The sequence below is a fragment of the Roseobacter weihaiensis genome, from assembly GCF_020622345.1.
GTDB lineage: Bacteria > Pseudomonadota > Alphaproteobacteria > Rhodobacterales > Rhodobacteraceae > Roseobacter > Roseobacter weihaiensis.
Genome location: NZ_JACNMO010000025.1, coordinates 49774 through 66269, shown reverse-complemented (window position 1 = coordinate 66269; position 16496 = coordinate 49774). Strand labels below are relative to the sequence as shown.

At 59.9% G+C, this 16496-nt stretch carries 17 protein-coding genes; 4 read left to right on the top strand and 13 right to left on the bottom strand.

The window, feature by feature from the left end; genetic code table 11:
* Position 1: 1 nt before the first annotated feature.
* Genes H7847_RS21170 through H7847_RS21160 form a run of 3 tightly spaced genes read right to left on the bottom strand, consistent with a single transcriptional unit; the run spans position 2 to position 2447 of the window.
* Positions 2-553, bottom strand: coding sequence for a cytochrome b (locus H7847_RS21170; RefSeq protein WP_264479666.1), 552 nt, complete (start codon positions 551-553; stop codon positions 2-4).
* Entirely contained in the window at positions 550-1053 is a 504-nt protein-coding gene (locus H7847_RS21165; protein ID WP_227271483.1) for a cytochrome P460 family protein, read from the bottom strand. The genes H7847_RS21170 and H7847_RS21165 overlap by 4 nt, the downstream gene beginning before the upstream one ends.
* Before the next feature lie 53 nt (positions 1054-1106).
* Positions 1107-2447 carry a lactonase family protein gene (locus H7847_RS21160; protein ID WP_227271482.1) on the bottom strand — a complete coding sequence of 447 codons (1341 nt, stop codon included), beginning with the start codon at positions 2445-2447 and terminating at the stop codon, positions 1107-1109.
* Positions 2448-2553: 106 nt separating this feature from the next.
* Between H7847_RS21160 and H7847_RS21155 the strand changes: the two genes are divergently transcribed.
* Together H7847_RS21155 and H7847_RS21150 are read left to right on the top strand one after the other, a co-directional pair.
* Positions 2554-3456 (top strand): LysR family transcriptional regulator, encoded by a 903-nt coding sequence (locus H7847_RS21155; protein WP_319799788.1) that lies wholly within the window; start codon positions 2554-2556, stop codon positions 3454-3456.
* Positions 3457-3957: 501 nt separating this feature from the next.
* Entirely contained in the window at positions 3958-4212 is a 255-nt protein-coding gene (locus tag H7847_RS21150; protein ID WP_227271480.1) for a DUF1289 domain-containing protein, read from the top strand.
* Here H7847_RS21150 and H7847_RS21145 read toward each other — a convergent pair whose 3' ends face one another.
* The 5 genes from H7847_RS21145 to H7847_RS21125 all read right to left on the bottom strand — a co-directional run bounded on the left by H7847_RS21145 (position 4213) and on the right by H7847_RS21125 (position 8927).
* Positions 4213-4683 carry a Dps family protein gene (locus H7847_RS21145; RefSeq protein WP_227271479.1) on the bottom strand — a complete coding sequence of 157 codons (471 nt, stop codon included), beginning with the start codon at positions 4681-4683 and terminating at the stop codon, positions 4213-4215.
* Positions 4684-4745: 62 nt separating this feature from the next.
* Positions 4746-5117 (bottom strand): hypothetical protein, encoded by a 372-nt coding sequence (locus H7847_RS21140; protein ID WP_227271478.1) that lies wholly within the window; start codon positions 5115-5117, stop codon positions 4746-4748.
* 150 nt (positions 5118-5267) lie between these two features.
* Positions 5268-6764 (bottom strand): NAD(P)(+) transhydrogenase (Re/Si-specific) subunit beta, encoded by a 1497-nt coding sequence (locus H7847_RS21135; protein WP_227271477.1) that lies wholly within the window; start codon positions 6762-6764, stop codon positions 5268-5270.
* A gap of 13 nt (positions 6765-6777) precedes the next feature.
* Positions 6778-8352 carry a Re/Si-specific NAD(P)(+) transhydrogenase subunit alpha gene (locus tag H7847_RS21130; protein WP_227271476.1) on the bottom strand — a complete coding sequence of 525 codons (1575 nt, stop codon included), beginning with the start codon at positions 8350-8352 and terminating at the stop codon, positions 6778-6780.
* A gap of 125 nt (positions 8353-8477) precedes the next feature.
* Positions 8478-8927, bottom strand: a complete 450-nt coding sequence (locus H7847_RS21125) for a methyltransferase family protein (RefSeq protein ID WP_227271475.1) — start codon at positions 8925-8927, stop codon at positions 8478-8480.
* A gap of 177 nt (positions 8928-9104) precedes the next feature.
* On the opposite strand from H7847_RS21125, the gene H7847_RS21120 reads away from it, so the two are divergent.
* Positions 9105-9863, top strand: coding sequence for an SDR family NAD(P)-dependent oxidoreductase (locus H7847_RS21120; protein ID WP_227271474.1), 759 nt, complete (start codon positions 9105-9107; stop codon positions 9861-9863).
* 19 nt (positions 9864-9882) lie between these two features.
* Here H7847_RS21120 and H7847_RS21115 read toward each other — a convergent pair whose 3' ends face one another.
* The 5 genes from H7847_RS21115 to H7847_RS21095 all read right to left on the bottom strand — a co-directional run bounded on the left by H7847_RS21115 (position 9883) and on the right by H7847_RS21095 (position 13845).
* Positions 9883-10659, bottom strand: a complete 777-nt coding sequence (locus H7847_RS21115) for a gamma-glutamyl-gamma-aminobutyrate hydrolase family protein (RefSeq protein WP_227271496.1) — start codon at positions 10657-10659, stop codon at positions 9883-9885.
* A 133-nt stretch (positions 10660-10792) separates the two neighbouring features.
* Positions 10793-11218, bottom strand: coding sequence for a GlcG/HbpS family heme-binding protein (locus H7847_RS21110; protein ID WP_227271473.1), 426 nt, complete (start codon positions 11216-11218; stop codon positions 10793-10795).
* Positions 11219-11270: 52 nt separating this feature from the next.
* A complete protein-coding gene (locus H7847_RS21105) occupies positions 11271-13412 on the bottom strand; it encodes a malate synthase G (RefSeq protein WP_227271472.1) in 2142 nt (713 codons plus the stop codon).
* Positions 13413-13510: 98 nt separating this feature from the next.
* Positions 13511-13666: a DUF2256 domain-containing protein gene (locus H7847_RS21100; protein ID WP_227271471.1), complete on the bottom strand. Its 156-nt coding sequence runs from the start codon at positions 13664-13666 to the stop codon at positions 13511-13513.
* On the bottom strand, positions 13666-13845 hold the full coding sequence (locus tag H7847_RS21095) for a hypothetical protein (protein ID WP_227271470.1): 180 nt from the start codon (positions 13843-13845) through the stop codon (positions 13666-13668). The genes H7847_RS21100 and H7847_RS21095 overlap by 1 nt, the downstream gene beginning before the upstream one ends.
* 101 nt (positions 13846-13946) lie before the next feature.
* Here H7847_RS21095 and pepN point away from each other — a divergent pair, with 101 nt between their 5' ends.
* A complete protein-coding gene (pepN, locus tag H7847_RS21090; RefSeq protein ID WP_227271469.1) occupies positions 13947-16496 on the top strand; it encodes an aminopeptidase N in 2550 nt (849 codons plus the stop codon).

Here is a 16496-nt window from a genome sequence, read left to right as displayed (position 1 = left end):
TTCACGTTCTGCTGCCGAAACCGATCCGGTGAGCAATGTCTTCGCCGGTCAGTCGACGGTGAAATAGAGCGCCGGCAAAATGGATTAGTATGGCGCCTATCAAAATGCGTGCGATCGCGTTGTGTACAGCTGCAGCCCGCAGTGCGAGTTCAGGTGTCGGCCACATAGTCGGAAGAGTAACCGTGCCGAACAATTCGATAGGGAAGCCTAGCGCGGCAAGACGGATGTAGCCCGAGATTGGCAGCATGAACAGGCAGATGTAGAGAACCAGCTGCACCGCTTCCGCGACCACACGCCAACTTGAAGCACTTGGTGGTGCGCGATAGCCGAAGGTGCGCACTGCAATCCGCGCGATCGTTAAGACAAAGAGAATTGCGCCAAAGGAAATATGGGCCTGAACGAGCGCTTCGGCCAGGATCGGTCGCGGCTCATAGAGCCAAGCGTTCAGTCCGGCCAAAACAAGCTGTATGAGTACGAGTACCACAGTGAGCCAATGGAGCAGACGCATTGCTAGACCATGTCGATCTAAACAACCCTGAGCCGAAATGCTCAACGTGCAGCGCCGTCTACATAGACATGCGCCTCACAAGGTGAACGTCCACCCCGGTCGCATGTGAAATGCGATAGGCCGTACTGCGACGCCGCGTCCAATGAGGGGCGCGTGAAGGTCAAGTCTGTCTCGGCCGCAGTCACATGACAGGAGATGCACGAAGCTTGCGGCCTTGTGGCGAAGTTTGGTTCGCCTGAGCCGGAGAACGAACCGTACTGCCATTGGCCAGCCACCTTGCGTTTGTGGAACACCGTGCCGACCTCACCTTGCGAGTAGTAGGACTCCATCAGAATGCGCGTGCCGTCCGGAAGCGGCTCACCCTTTCGTACCGCAGCAATCGTTTCTGGTGTGACAAGCATTCGGCGATACGTACCGTTGGGACGGTCGACTTGGGCATAGGCGAAAAAAATCTCGCCGTAGCGATCTGTTTCGGGGAGGCTTGTGGCGGCGTAAGCAGCAATGCCAAGCGCAGCCAGTGCAATTATAAGCAGCTTTTGTTTCATTTAGCCCTCATGAATGCGGTCCCGATCTAGCGCTGACAACGCGTGGCTCTATGTTAACGCGCGACTTTCGTTAGGAAGTGCACACCGCGCGGTGCGGGGATCGCATCGCCGACACGGGCAAACGGATCATCACCATCGGGTGTGAACGACCAGAACTCAATCTGCCCAGGCCCACCATCCGGCCCCTGGTAGCTTGTCACTGCAACATGACGTCCTTCATCATCGAAAACGATGCCTTGCGGGAGTGTTACGTTCGGTAGGCGCGTCGCACCGATAGCTTGGATTGCGCCGGTCTCGACATCGATCTCAAGGACAGTCAACTCGCTATAATCTGTGTGACCAGGATGGTCTTTCGGCAGCCATGATGCGACCATGTTCAAGCCGACGACATAGGCGCCGTCAGGAGAGATCGCGAAGTTCTCAACATAACCCATCCCGAAGGGGGCGACAGCAGCCACTGCATGCTGTACTGGCTCGCTTTCGAAGGTCGGCGAGCGGTCGTTGGTGCGACGCGGTACGGAGTCTGGTGCGTCGTTGTCGTCAAATCGCACAACAGTGAGAAGGCTACTGGTGCGGCCATAGCCAAGCTGCGCAAGATCACCGGTAATGTTGATCGTGGTGACGAGGAAGTGCCGCCCGTCTGCACTCCACTCCCCCTTCCCTGGAAGCGGCGCCGTGGAAATCGACGCACCCCATGGCTCCAACACACCATCTGCATACCGGAGGAAGGCGATCCTGGCTGCCCCGCCGAGCGTTACGGCCGCGAACTCGCCGGACGGGTGCCACTTGATTTCCGGAACGAATGTATTGTCGATGTCTTCAATCCCAAGATCCTGCACTGTCGGCTCGCCGAGTTGCCGATCTTCGAAGGGGTAGAGAGCGATTTGACCCGAGGCCGCATAGGTCACTGCGATCAGTTCCCCGGAAGGATGGATGTCGATAGCGGTTGGCGGACCCGCAGCCTCGACCGTCTGGGTCACGGTCGGATTGGCACGGTCGGACAGGTCTATGACCGTTAACGTGTTGCCTTGCTCGATCTCGCTGAACTCGCGGGCATCTTCCGCTGGCTGGGCGAATGGCTCTGTCGAGATCGCGATTTGACCGTCGGCTGTCACGGCGAGCACATTCGGCCAAGTCGCAACAGAGTTGGACACGTCGACATCACTTCGAACCCATGTGCCGTCGGCGCTGCGACTCAGAACGCTCAAAAGGTCCGGCGCTCGGGAGCCGAGAAGACCGTCAATGTAACCCGTTGCTACCATGGCACCGTCCGAGAGCGCGACTAAATCAGTATTTGCGAACGGGGCGTTCTGCGCGGCGAGTACCGATGGTGATACTAGAAGGCCGAAAGCGAGAAGCACCGTCGAGTGGTTAAAACGGTGGACAGGGGACATAAACGAACTCCTCAACGTGTTGCATTTACGCTGAAGTGGGGTGCTTGGTTGATCTGTTCCAATAAAGATGCGATTATAGTTGATAGTCTTTGTTTATTAGCTGGAGGTGTCTGGCGTGGACCTTCGCGGTCTCGAAGCCTTTTGCACGTTGGCGCGAACGCTCAACTTCCGATCAGCTGCTGCGGAACTCGGTGTGAGCCAGCCCGCGTTCAGTATCCGAATCGCGCGCCTAGAGGACGAACTTGGGATGCGTTTGTTCGACCGCTCGCGTGCGGGTGTGTCGCTTCTGGAGACCGGGCGACAATTCCTTCCCCATGCGCGTGATCTGCTCGAACGTTCGGCCGTCGTATTCGAAACAGCTGTTTCCATCGCGAGCGGTCTATCCGGCCAGCTTCGCATCGGCTACACGCCTGTCTCATTCATTGGGGACGTTCCGAAGTTGCTTCGGGATTTTGCCAGCCTGCGACCAGATGTTCGCCTCGAATTGAAAGAGGGTCTTTCAGGTGATATCGAAGAGGGAGTTGCTACTGGGCGCCTCGATGCGGGCTTCGTTCATCCCTTGACCGCCGCCCCAAACCTTCAGTTTCATCCAATCAGCGTAGCACCCTATGTAAACGTTTTGCCAAGCGATCATCCGTACGCCGACCGGAAGTCAATTCGGGTCGCCGATCTGGCGCGCGAGGAGTTCGTGTTGGTCGAAAGGCGCACTGGTCCATTTATTTATGATCGCATTATCGCAATGTGTACCAAGGCAGGCTTCTCGCCCCGCATTCGGCAAGAGGTCGGCAACTCGATTGCCGTTCTAGGTCTCATTGGGGCAGGTCACGGTGTTGGATTCGTAATCGGTTCGATGAAGCAGCTGGGGCGCGACGATGTTGCTTTCATCCCGATCGAAGGCAAATCACCTAAGCTACCGCTCGCCCTTGCTTGCCACCCAGCGAAGACATCGCCAGTGCTCGATGGCTTCGTTCGGTTCGTCAAATCGAAGTCGCCACAAAAGAAGGGCTAGCCGTCCTTTTTGCGGGACACGCTTGAGCATGACTTGATAGACAAGCGGACATTCGATGAGCTGGCACGAACGGCAGCAAAGTCCCGCTCTGCCGACCTTGGCATAACTCTCGACGAAGGTCCGGTTGACCTCGGGCACCTATGGGGTGATCCTTGCAGACGGCCTGACGGGGACGTTTGCTTCTATGCGGGGGGTATTGTGGGTTTGGCTGTCGCTTGAACGAGACTTTAAGCCTTGTTCTAAAAAAATCGTTTGCTGCAGAAATCTTTGTCATTCACTGCAGAAATCGTTGTCCCGCTACAACCGCTACATCGTTGTCCCGCTACACCGGAAGGCGTCCCGGATAGATCGTCACACGATCAAGTTTCGACTTGTAATCCCGATTATTTTTATCAGATACTTTATCTATGATGATACCCTTTGTCTGCCCCGCTTTTTTCTGGCCCACGATTGCGTCCGAAGGTCTGCCCCGATCTTTGCCAGACTGCCGGGAGATCTGTGATGAAGGGTAAAGTGCCAAGCCCCTGTATTGACGTGTGCAAGTACAAACGTCAGGGACACTGCATTGGCTGTGCGATGACCAAAACGCAAAAGTCGTTGTTCAAATCCTTGAAAAAGGACAAACACCGTCAGGCGTTTGTCCAGATGCTGATGCGCCAACAGGAAGCCTTGGGCAAATACAAGGCATGGCGGGGTGCCTATGCGCGGCGCTGCGCCAAGAAAGGTGTGCCAAACCCGATTTCGTCAGGCGGATGATCAGCCGAGCAGAGCGCGCAGCATCCAGGCGAATTTCTCATGGGTTTGACCGCGCGCGATACAGAGATCTTCGGTCAGCGTATCGCCGTGTTCGGCAGCCAACGCGCCCGCTTCGGCCAGCGTTGCTGCGACCCCGACCTGCGCATCACGCATCGCCGCGATCATGGTCTTGTCATCCGCATGTCCGTCATGTTCGGCAATCTTCGACCGCTTCAGCATCCCCTCAAGGGTTCCTTCGGCATGCGCCTCCAGCGCCTTGATCCGCTCCGCTAGGTCATCCTGCGCGATAAAGTGGTCTTCGTATATGGTCTGGAACAGATCGTGCAGCGGGCCAAACGCCATGCCTGTCACGTTCCAATGAAAGTTTTGCGCCATCATCGTGACCACTGTCGTTTCTGCAACGCATTGGTTCAAAGCGTCGGTGATTGCTTCGCGTGCCGTCGGACTGAGATCTGCCGCTGGTTGTGTCATCTGTCAATTTCCTTTTCGAATGGTTGAGGCTGGCGGCGGCTGGCTGGCCTAACCATAGAGCCTCAGGCTGCGGCGTCCAGTGTCCACGCCGCTTTGCACACCGCGAAATGTATCTCTGCCGCATCTGCCTTGCTCATACGGCTGAGCAGCGCAAAGCAGTATCTGTCTTTGTCCCCTGCCCGCACCGCGTCAAAGAGGTTAAGCAGCCATGCCTCGTCAAAGGAAACCTCAGGCGCAGTGTCTTCGAAAAAGACCAGCCGTTTGTGCAGCACAGACGACAAACTCAGCAACACCGATACAAGCGGATCATTCGAAGAACCGTGCAGCCGCGCAACATGCCCGCTTTTACGTAGGGCAGTGATCCCGCAGGATGCGGGCCGATCCGGGGTTGGCTGCGGTGCAGTGTCGGTGAAGGCAAGCGAGTGAAGGTTCATGAGAGACCCGTATCCTGACTAATATAGTAAGATATATGCCGGTCTCTCGTTTTTGGCAAGCCCTGAAAAAGCAACGCCCGGTACGGGAAGTACCGGGCGTTTGGTAACTTTGGCGGTAACCGAAAGCCACAAAGGCCTTCCCGTCCGTTTCTAGTCGATCATCGGCAGCAGCTTATCCAGGCTCGCCTTGGCGTCCCCGTAGAACATCCGCGTGTTCTCTTTAAAGAACAGCGGGTTCTCGATCCCGGAGTAGCCTGTGCCTTGCCCCCGTTTGGATACAAACACCTGCTTGGCCTTCCAACATTCCAGCACCGGCATGCCGGCGATGGGGCTGTTGGGATCCTCCTGCGCGGCCGGGTTCACGATGTCGTTCGAGCCGATCACGATGGCCACATCCGTTTCCGGGAAGTCGTCGTTGATCTCGTCCATCTCCAGCACGATGTCGTAGGGCACCTTGGCCTCCGCCAGCAGCACGTTCATGTGTCCGGGCAACCGGCCCGCGACCGGATGGATCGCAAAGCGGACGGTCTTGCCCTTGGCGCGCAGCTTGCGCACCAGCTCGGACACCGCCTGCTGGGCCTGCGCCACCGCCATGCCGTAGCCGGGGATGATGACCACGGAATCGGCCTCGTTCAGGGCCGTCGCAACACCGTCGGCTTCGATGGCCACCTGTTCGCCTTCGACCGCCATCTGCTCGCCCGCCGGACCGCCGAAACCGCCCAGGATCACGCTGATGAACGACCGGTTCATCGCCTTGCACATGATGTAGCTGAGAATCGCGCCCGAAGAGCCAACGAGCGCGCCCACCACGATCAGCAGGTCGTTGCCAAGCGAGAAACCAATCGCCGCCGCCGCCCAGCCGGAATAGCTGTTCAGCATGGAGACCACGACCGGCATATCCGCGCCACCGATGCCCATGATCAGATGATAGCCGATAAACAGCGCCAGCAGCGTGAGCAGCACCAGCGTCCAACTGCCCGAACCGCCCAGATACATGACCGTAAAGAGCAGTGAAAGCGCCGCGGCACCAGCGTTCAGCAGATGACCCCCCGGCAGCTTCTTGGCCGAGGTATCCACCTTGCCGGCCAGTTTGCCATAGGCGATGACCGACCCGGTGAAGGTCACGGCCCCGATCCAGATGCCCAGCACCAGCTCGACCCGCAGGATGCCGATCTCCACCCCGGATTTCTTGGCGATAAGCTGGCCAAAGGACGACAGCCCGTCATGGACCTCCTTGGGCAGGCCCACGGCGGTGATGCCATCGTCCAGGGTGGCGCCCAGCGTGCCGCCATTGGCCGCATAGAGGTCCGCCACGGTGTTGATCATGATATCGGCATTAAAGCCCACGAAGACCGCTGCAAGCCCTACAAGGGAATGCATGATCGCCACCAGCTCGGGCATCTGGGTCATCTGCACCTTGGTGGCCAACTGATAGCCCACAGCCGCCCCCAAAGCGATCAGCACGATCGAGACGATGCCAAGCCCCTGTCCGGGGCCGATCAACGTCGCCACAACCGCGATGCCCATCCCGACGATGCCGTACCAAACCGCGCGTTTGGCACTTTCCTGTCCGCTCAGACCGCCCAGGCTGAGGATAAAGAGAACTGCCGCGACCGCATAGGCCGCTATCGTAAATCCGAAGTCCATTGTCCCCTACCCCTTAAGATTTCTGGAACATGGCGAGCATGCGCCGTGTCACGAGAAAACCGCCAAATATGTTGATCGAAGCCATGAAAACCGCGAGTGCCGCCAGCAGCGTGATCAGCAGCGAACTCGATCCGATCTGAATGAGCGCGCCCAGAATGATGATCGAGGAGATCGCATTGGTGACCGCCATCAGCGGCGTGTGCAGGCTGTGCGCCACGCCCCAGATCACCTGGAAACCGATAAAGACCGACAGGATGAAAACGATGAAATGCTGCATGAAGCTTGCCGGGGCCACCAGACCCACCGCCAGCACCAAGGCACCGCCCAGGGCCAGCAGCCCGACCTGTGTCTGGGTCTGCTTCTTGAACGCGGCAACTTCCTCGGCGCGCTTCTCCTCGGCGGTCAACTCCTTTGGCTTGTCCTTTTTGGGGGCCGCCGCGATGGCCGCCACCTTGGGCGGGGGCGGCGGATAGGTCACCTCCGAGGCGTGGGTGATCGTCGCCCCGCGGATCACGTCATCTTCCATGTTATGATGGATCACGCCATCTTTTTCCGGTGTCAGATCCGTCATCATGTGGCGGATGTTCGTCGCGTAAAGCGTCGAGGCCTGCGCCGCCATCCGGCTTGGGAAATCCGTGTAGCCCACGATGGTCACACCGTTGTCGGTGACGATTTTCTCGTCCATCACCGTCAGCTTGCAGTTGCCGCCCTTCTCTGCGGCAAGGTCGACGATCACCGATCCCGGCTTCATCATCTTGACCATATCCTCGGTCCAGAGCTCGGGCGCTTCGCGGTTGGGGATCAGGGCCGTACAGATGACGATATCGATATCGGGCGCCATCTCGCGGAACTTTTCCAGCTGCTTTTCACGAAATTCAGGGCTCGAAGGGGCCGCATAGCCGCCCGTGGCCGAGCTGTCCTGAGACGCCTCTTCGAATTCGAGGAAGACAAACTCCGCTCCCATGCTCTCGATCTGCTCGGCCACTTCGGGCCGCACGTCAAAGGCGTAGGTAATCGCGCCAAGGCTCGTTGCTGTGCCGATGGCGGCCAGACCGGCCACACCAGCGCCGACCACCAGCACCTTGGCCGGAGGAACCTTGCCGGCAGCGGTCACCTGGCCGGTAAAGAAACGGCCAAAGTTGTTGCCCGCCTCGATCACAGCCCGGTAGCCTGCGATGTTGGCCATGGAACTCAGCGCATCCATCTTCTGCGCGCGACTGATCCGCGGCACCATATCCATCGCGATGACGGTGGCACCTTTCTTGGCCGCCGCTTCCATCAGCTCGGTATTGCCCGCCGGGTTGAAGAACGAGATCAGCGTCTGACCCTCGCGCAGGCGTTTGACTTCCGCATCCGAGGGCGCGCGCACCTTGGCCACCACATCGGCGGCCTTAAAGAGGGCCGCGGCTGTTTTGACCACCGACACACCGGCGTCTTTGTAGGCCTTGTCGGCAAATCCCGCCTTCTCACCCGCGCCGGTTTCAATAACGCAGTCATGTCCGAGCTTTTGCAATTGCAGCGCGCTGTCGGGTGTCATTGCGACGCGCGCTTCACCCTCAAAAATCTCTTTTGGTGTCCCGATCTTCAATTGGAGGTCCCCCGTTTCGTACGTTTTTGAGCAATCTGGTGCACAGAAGTGCGATGTCCACTAGCCGGATCGGGGCCGAGGCACAAGGTGCGGCTTTGTTGTGAGCGCTAACAGCGGGGCAGATTTCACACCCAACGCCGTGTTTTTTCGGCATATCGTGCAAAATCGGCCCGGAACGTCCGGCGCATGCGGTTCTCTTCGGGGATGACAAAACGTGTCTCCAGCACCCAAAAGAAAATGGGCACCAGCACAAGTGACAAAACCGCATCCCACCACAGGATCAACCCCAGCAACAGCAGGACATCCGCCAGGTAGATGGGATTGCGGCTGCGCTTGAAGACACCGGTCTGGATCAGCTCCGTGGGGACCTGGTGAGGCACAATCGTCGTGCTGTGGCGTCTGAATTCCAGCACCGCCAAGCCGGTCAGAACAATGCCACCCCCCACCAGAAGGCCCGACAGCAGCAGCGTGACCGGATTGGCAAGGCTCAGCCCCAGATCAAAGAACCGGGCCTGAAGATAGGCCATGACAGCAAAGGCCAGCAGCCAGAGGGGGGGCATGTCGAACCATTTCATCGGTGATCTCCTTCAGGACGGCTCCCCCAGATCGCACGGCGCGCCTTGCGGTCCTGCAGCCGGGTGAAGATGCTGTTTCGATATACGCCGGGCGGCCCGTGGAGTTCAATCCCTGCCGCACAGGGTTGCAGGGCCGCCCTGCCCCCTTAAGCTGTCCCAAACACAGGAGGGAATCGGATGGAACTGGCTGGAAAACACGCCCTTGTCACAGGAGGCGGGACGGGCATTGGTCTGGCCATCGCCCGCGCGCTGGCCGAGGCGGGTGTTCTGGTCACCATAACCGGACGGCGCCAAGCGGTGCTGGACGCGGTCGCGGCGGAGGTTGAAGGGCTCTTTGGTCTGGCGATGGACGTGCGTGATGAGGCCGACGTGATCGCCACGTTTCAACGCGCGGTGGCCGCCCGCGGGCCAATCCAGATCTGCATTGCAAATGCCGGGATTGCGGAGGGGCGCGCGCTGCACAAGACCGATCTGGCCTTCTGGCGTGACATAATGGCCACCAACCTCGACGGCACCTTCCTGACCCTCCGCGAGGCGCTCCGCTCCATGCGGCGCACGGACTGGGGGCGCGTGATCGCCGTCTCCTCCGTCGCCGGGCTGCGCGGCCTGCAGGGGGCCTCCTGCTACACAGCGTCAAAACATGGGGTGGTGGGTCTGATCCGCGCGTTGAGCGAGGATTATCTGGGCCGACCCTACACCTTCAACGCGCTTTGCCCTGCCTATGTGGACACCGAGATTGTCACACGCAATACCGCGTCCATCTCCGAGCGGGCCGGGGTCAGCGCGGCGGACGCACGCGAGATGATGACCTCTGCCAATCGGCACAAACGTCTGATTGCCCCGGCTGAGGTGGCCGCCGCCGCGATGTGGCTGGTGTCGCCCGGTGCCGAAAGTGTCAACGGTCAAGCCATTGAAATCGCGGGCGGGATGATGTGAGGTCGGGCTATGGGGCCGCTCATGCGACCTGAGCGGGACGGGGTGTGCGGCTTTGCGACCACGCGCGGCACGCCTCGCCGAAGGCCCCGAACAGGTTGCGCGACACCGGATCTTCGGCGGCCTTGTATTCAGGATGCCACTGCACCGCGAGCGTGAAGCCGGGCGCGTCCTCGAGATAAATCGCCTCTGGCGTGCCGTCCTCGGCATGGCCATCGATCACCACCCGGTCCCCCGCCGTTTTGATGCCCTGGCCGTGCAGCGTGTTGGTCATCACCTCCTCGGCCCCCATCAAGCGGTGAAACACGCCGCCCGGGGCAAACCGCACGGTATGTCGCAGCTCAAATTTCTCATCCAGCGTCCCATCCGGCGGCATGCGGTGGTTCATGCGTCCGGGCAATTCGCGGATCTCGGGGTAAAGCGCGCCCCCCATCGCCACATTGACCTCCTGAAAACCGCGACAGATCCCAAGGAAGGGCTGCCCCCGCTCGGTCGCGGCCCGGATCAGCGACAGCGCCACCGTGTCGCGCGCGCGGTCGAATGCGCCATGCGCCTCGGTTTCTGGCTCGCCGTATTCTTCGGGGTGCACGTTCGGCCGCCCCCCTGTGAACAGGAACCCGTCACACAGGTCCATCAGCTCCGGTACGGAGACAAACGACGGGTCAGACGGGATCAGCATCGGCATGCATCCCGACACCTCCGCAATGGCCGCGGAATTCATCGTACCGCCCGCATGGGCCGGGTACTCGTCGTTCAGCAGATAAAAATTGCCGATAATGCCGACAACCGGACGGTTCATCATGCTCCCTCTCGCAAGCTTCGCTGTTATATAGCCTTGCACACGGGTGGTTAACAGCCCCTGAGCGCGCAGAGGCCTGTGCGCAAATGCCAAAAACACCTCCGGCTGCCTGATTTTTCAGCGCAGACGACGCTTACCCCTCGCCCGTCAACCCAACCGCTTCGACCCCCGCCAGGGCCGCCGCCATGTCGTTTTCAGACAGATCGCCGGTGACGCCGACGGCACCGATCACATTGCCCTTCTTGCCACGCAGCAGCACGCCACCGGGTACCGGGACCACCTGACCGCCGTAAAGGCCGTTCATCGCGGCCATGAACTGCGGCCCGGTTGCGGCGCGTTCCGCCTGCGCCGTGCCGGTCATTCCCAGCATCACCGCGCCATAGGCCTTGCCATGCGCGATGGCAAAACGACCGACCGACGCACCGTCCTCACGCTCAAAGGCCTGCACATGGCCGCCTGCGTCCAGCACAATGACCGAGAGCGGTTTGAGCTCCATCTCGCGGCCTTTTTCCAGCGTCTTGCGAATGATCGCGCGCGCTTTTCTCAAGGTGATGTCCATTGTCTAACTCCCTTTCAAATCGGTCTTGTCCTGCCGCGGATGGCCGCGGCGCTTAGCGGGACGCCTTCAACTCGAGCCTGCGCGCATGCAACACGGGCTCCGTGTAGCCGGAAGGCTGGGCGCGGCCTTTGAAGACCAGATCGCAGGCCGCCTGAAAGGCAATCCCGTCAAAACCGGGCGCCATGGGCCGGTAGGCCGGATCATCGGCGTTCTGCCCATCCACAACCTCCGCCATCTTGCGCATCACCGCCATCACCTCCTGTGCGTCGACCACCCCGTGATGCAGCCAGTTCGCGATATGCTGAGCGGAAATCCGGCACGTCGCGCGGTCTTCCATCAGGCCCACATCGTTGAGGTCGGGGACCTTCGAACAGCCCACGCCGTGATCAACCCAACGGACCACATAACCCAGAATTCCCTGTGCGTTGTTTTCCACCTCGCGCGTCTTCTGACTGTCGGTCCATTTCTGATACTCTGCCAGCGGGATGTTGAGCACCGTGTCCACATAGGCCCGCCGCCCGCCCGCTTTCAGCTTCTGCTGCACGGCAAAGACATCGATCTTGTGATAATGCAGCGCATGCAGCGTTGCGGCTGTCGGGCTGGGCACCCAGGCGCAATTTGCCCCCGCTTTCGGATGCTCGATCTTTTGTTCCAGCATCGCGGCCATCATGTCCGGCATTGCCCACATGCCCTTGCCGATCTGCGCGCGGCCGGACAGCCCGCACTCCAGGCCGATATCGACGTTCTGGTTTTCATAGGCGGTGATCCAGGTCTTGCGTTTGATGAAATCCTTGCGGCTGAAAGGCCCTGCTTCCATCGAGGTATGTATCTCGTCGCCGGTGCGGTCCAGAAACCCCGTGTTGATAAAGGCCACGCGCGATTTGGCCGCGCGGATGCATTCCTTGAGATTCACGGAGGTCCGGCGCTCTTCATCCATGATCCCCAGCTTGACCGTGTTGTGCGGCAGCCCCAGCACCTGCTCCACATGGGTAAAGATGCGGTCGGTGAAGGCCACCTCTTCGGGGCCGTGCATCTTGGGTTTGACCACATAAACCGACCCGGTGAGCGAATTGCCCCCGGCGCGCTGCAGGTCATGCATCGCGATCAAAGTGGTGATCATGGCATCCATCAAGCCCTCAAAGACCTCGTTGCCGTCCCGGTCGCGGATGGCAGGGTTGGTCATCAGATGACCCACATTGCGCACCAGCATCAGCGCGCGGCCCTTGAGCACAACCTCGTCGCCCTCCGGCCCTGTCAGCACGTGATCGGGGGCCAATCGCCGTGTCAGCGTCTCGCCGGCCTTTTCGAAGGTTTCCTCCAGATCGCCCTTCATCAGGCCGAGCCAGTTGCTGTAGGCCACGACCTTGTCCTCGGCATCGACGCAGGCCACCGAGTCCTCGCAATCCATGATGGCCGAAACCGCGCTCTCCATCTGGACATCCGCAAGGCCCGCCTGATCGCGCCCGCCAATCGGATGCGTTCGGTCGAACACCAGCGCGACGTGCAGGCCGTTGTTGCGCAGCACAATGCGGTCCGGTGCCTTGGGATGTCCGGTGAAACCCACGAATTTCTCAGGCTGGGCAAGAGGTTGGTCGTCGATCAGCAGCGCGCCCTTGTGGATGTAGTAGCGCCGTGCATCCGCATGGCTCGTCCCTTCAATAGGGAAGGCCTCGTCCAGAAACACGCGTGCACGTGCCACGACCCGCGCGCCCCGGCCCTGATCGTAAGGGCCCTTGGGTGCGGGCGTTCCCATCGCATCAGTGCCGTAGAAACCGTCATAGAGGCTGCCCCACCGCGCATTGGCGGCATTCAGGGCGTAGCGCGCATTGGTAATCGGAACAACGAGCTGCGGCCCCGGCACGGTTGCAATTTCCGGGTCAACATTGTCGGTATCCACTTCAAGATCACCACCCTCTTCGAGCAGATAGCCGATCTCACGCAGGAATGCGGTGTACTCTTCGTGATTGTGTGGCTGCCCGCGCCGCGCCACATGCCATGCGTCTATCCTGTCCTGCAGGTCTGCCCGCTTTTGCAACAGCGCTTTGTTTTCAGGGCCCAGATTATGTATCAGCGCAGCAAAGCCGCTCCAGAAGGTGTCGCTGTCCACACCGGTTCCCGGCAGGGCACTTTCTTCGAGGAACTCTGCCAGTGCGTCAGCGACTGCCAGCCCGTGTTTTGTCTGAAAATCAGCCATCTGCGTTGCTCCCTGCCTGCAATGTTCTGGACGCATTCGGCTTGTAGGCAGTTTGATCTGAAGTGGCAACAGGACTGCGAAACCTTCCCTAAGGATTTCTAGGAATGCGGTTTTTTGGGCCGCTGACCGCTGCACCTCTTGGAGCAATAGCGCACGTCATCCCAAACTTTTTCCCATTTCTTGCGCCAGGTGAAGGGGCGACCGCAAGTGGCACACAGCTTTTGTGGCAGATCCCCTTTCCGGCGCATCGCCATCAATCGGCCATGCCACCGGTTGCGGGAACTGCCGTGGTCAGATCAACGTCAAATACAGTGATCGCGATCACCATTCCGATTGCGACGGCCACTGCGATGGCCAGACCCAGCCAGATGCCCCGGCCCATGGTGCGATGTTTGTGTTTTTGCGTCTCCACGTTCGTGTCGGGTGCTGACATTTTATCTCCTTTCGTGCAGGCCGCCAAAGCCGCCTTGCAGGTTACCGTGTCTCGACCTAACGTACCCCCCAGCCGATTGTTCCCAAAAAGATGCAGGTCTCATGCGCGACGCAAGCCCCAAGACGATATACCTCAACGAGTATGAGCCTTTTCCGTATGATGTCGAAAAGGTCGAGCTGACATTTGATCTGCATCCAACCAAAACGCGCGTCAAAAGCCGGATCGCCTTCAGACCAAAACCTGATCGTAAGGGAGATTTTTTCCTTCACGGAGAGAACCTTAAACTCATTTCTTCAACCATAGATGATGTACCCGTATCGCCCGAGATCACGTCCGAAGGGCTGACGTGCGCGGTCCCCGATCAGCCCTTTGTCTGGCAGGCCGAGGTCGAGATTGATCCGCAGAACAACACAGCGCTCGAAGGTCTCTATATGTCCAATGGCATGTATTGCACGCAATGTGAGGCCGAAGGTTTTCGCAAGATCACCTACTATCCGGACCGGCCGGACGTGATGAGCGTTTTCACCGTGCGCATCAAGGGCCCGCACCCGGTGCTGCTGTCGAACGGCAACCCTGTCAGCGCCTCCGACAACCACGCCGAATGGCATGACCCCTGGCCCAAACCCGCCTATCTCTTCGCCCTCGTCGCGGGCGATCTTGTGGCCCACACGGACAGTTTCACAACGCGGTCCGGGCGGGCGGTGGATCTCAATCTCTATGTGCGGCGCGGGGACGAGGGTAAATGCGATTTCGGCATGAGGGCCCTCAAAGCCTCGATGAGATGGGATGAGGAGGTCTACGGCCGCGAATACGATCTGGATATCTTCAACATCGTGGCTGTCGATGACTTCAACATGGGCGCGATGGAGAACAAGGGGCTGAATATTTTCAACTCTTCCGCGGTGCTGGCAAGCCCCGAGACCTCCACGGATGTCAATTTCGAACGGATCGAGGCGATCATCGCGCATGAGTATTTCCACAACTGGACCGGCAACCGCATTACCTGTCGCGACTGGTTTCAGCTTTGCCTCAAAGAAGGGCTGACGGTCTACCGTGACAGCCAGTTCACCTCTGACATGCGCTCTGCGCCGGTCAAGCGCATCTCGGACGTCATCGATCTGCGCGCCCGCCAGTTCCCCGAGGATCAGGGCCCGCTGGCGCATCCGGTTCGGCCGGAAAGTTTTCAGGAAATCAACAATTTCTACACCGCTACTGTCTATGAGAAGGGCGCCGAGGTGATCGGCATGCTGCGCTGTCTGGTGGGGGCCGAGGCTTATTCGAAAGCGCTAGACCTTTATTTTGAGCGGCACGACGGACAGGCCTGCAACATCGAAGACTGGTTGAGGGTGTTCGAAGACACCACCGGGCGCGACCTGACCCAGTTCAAACGCTGGTACAGCCAGGCCGGCACACCACGGCTGACCGTAAAAGATGCTTGGTACAATGGTACTTACATCCTGTCCTTCACGCAGAATCTGGCCCCTTCGGCCACAACCCCCGACCCGCAGCCCCAGGTGATCCCGATTGTGACCGGTCTGCTCAGCCCCGCAGGCGAAGAGATCGTCGCAAGCCAAGTGCTGGAACTGACCGAGCCTGCGCAATCCTTTACCTTTGAAGGGTTGAAAGACCGCCCGATCCCATCCGTTTTGCGGGGGTTCTCCGCCCCCGTCGTGCTGGAAAGCGAACTCGCCTCGGACCACACAGGGTTTCTGCTGGCACATGACACCGATCCCTTCAACCGCTGGGAAGCAAGCCGGACGCTGGCCCGCAGCAGCCTGTTGACCATTTTGACCGAAGGTGCGGCCCCAGACCCCGCTTATCTCGATGGGATACGGACGGTTTTACGCGATGATACGCTTGATCCGGCCTACCGCGCGCTCATGCTCAACCTGCCCAGCCAGTCGGATTTGGCGACCGCTTTGCACGATGCGGGCCAAGTACCCGACCCACAAGCGATCTGGGAGGCGGTTGAGACGATGCGCCAGGCCCAGGCCGACCACCTTGCCGAACTGCTGCCGGAGCTCTATCGAACCCACCAGGTCCGCGACGACTACCAGCCCAATGCAGCGCAAACCGGACACCGGTCCCTGGCCAATGCAGCGCTTGGTCTGCTGGCCCGCAATAACGGCCCGACGCTGGCCCAAAGTCAGTTCGGTGCCGCCGACAACATGACACAGCAGATCGCTGCTCTCGCGGTGCTGCTCCGGCTGAACGCGGGCAAGAACGCCCTGGAAGCTTTTGAAGAACAGTGGAAAAACGACCGTCTTGTGATGGACAAATGGTTTGGCTTGCAGGTGACCCAAGCCGATCCCGGCGCGGTTGCGGCGACGGCACGCACCCTGACGCAGCATCCGGATTTCAACTGGAAGAACCCGAACCGATTCCGGGCGGTCCTGGGCGCGCTGGCCATGCACCACGCAGGGTTTCACGCAGCGGACGGGGCAGGCTATGACATGCTTGCCGATTGGCTGATCCGGCTCGACCCGGTCAACCCGCAGACCACGGCGCGGATGTGCACGCCCTTCCAGACCTGGCGGCGCTATGATGCGGGGCGGCAGGCCAAGATCGCCCAAGCGCTTGATCGCATCCTCGCCACACCGAACCTCTCGCGGGATACCACCGAAATGCTGACCAGAATTCGAGGAAACTGA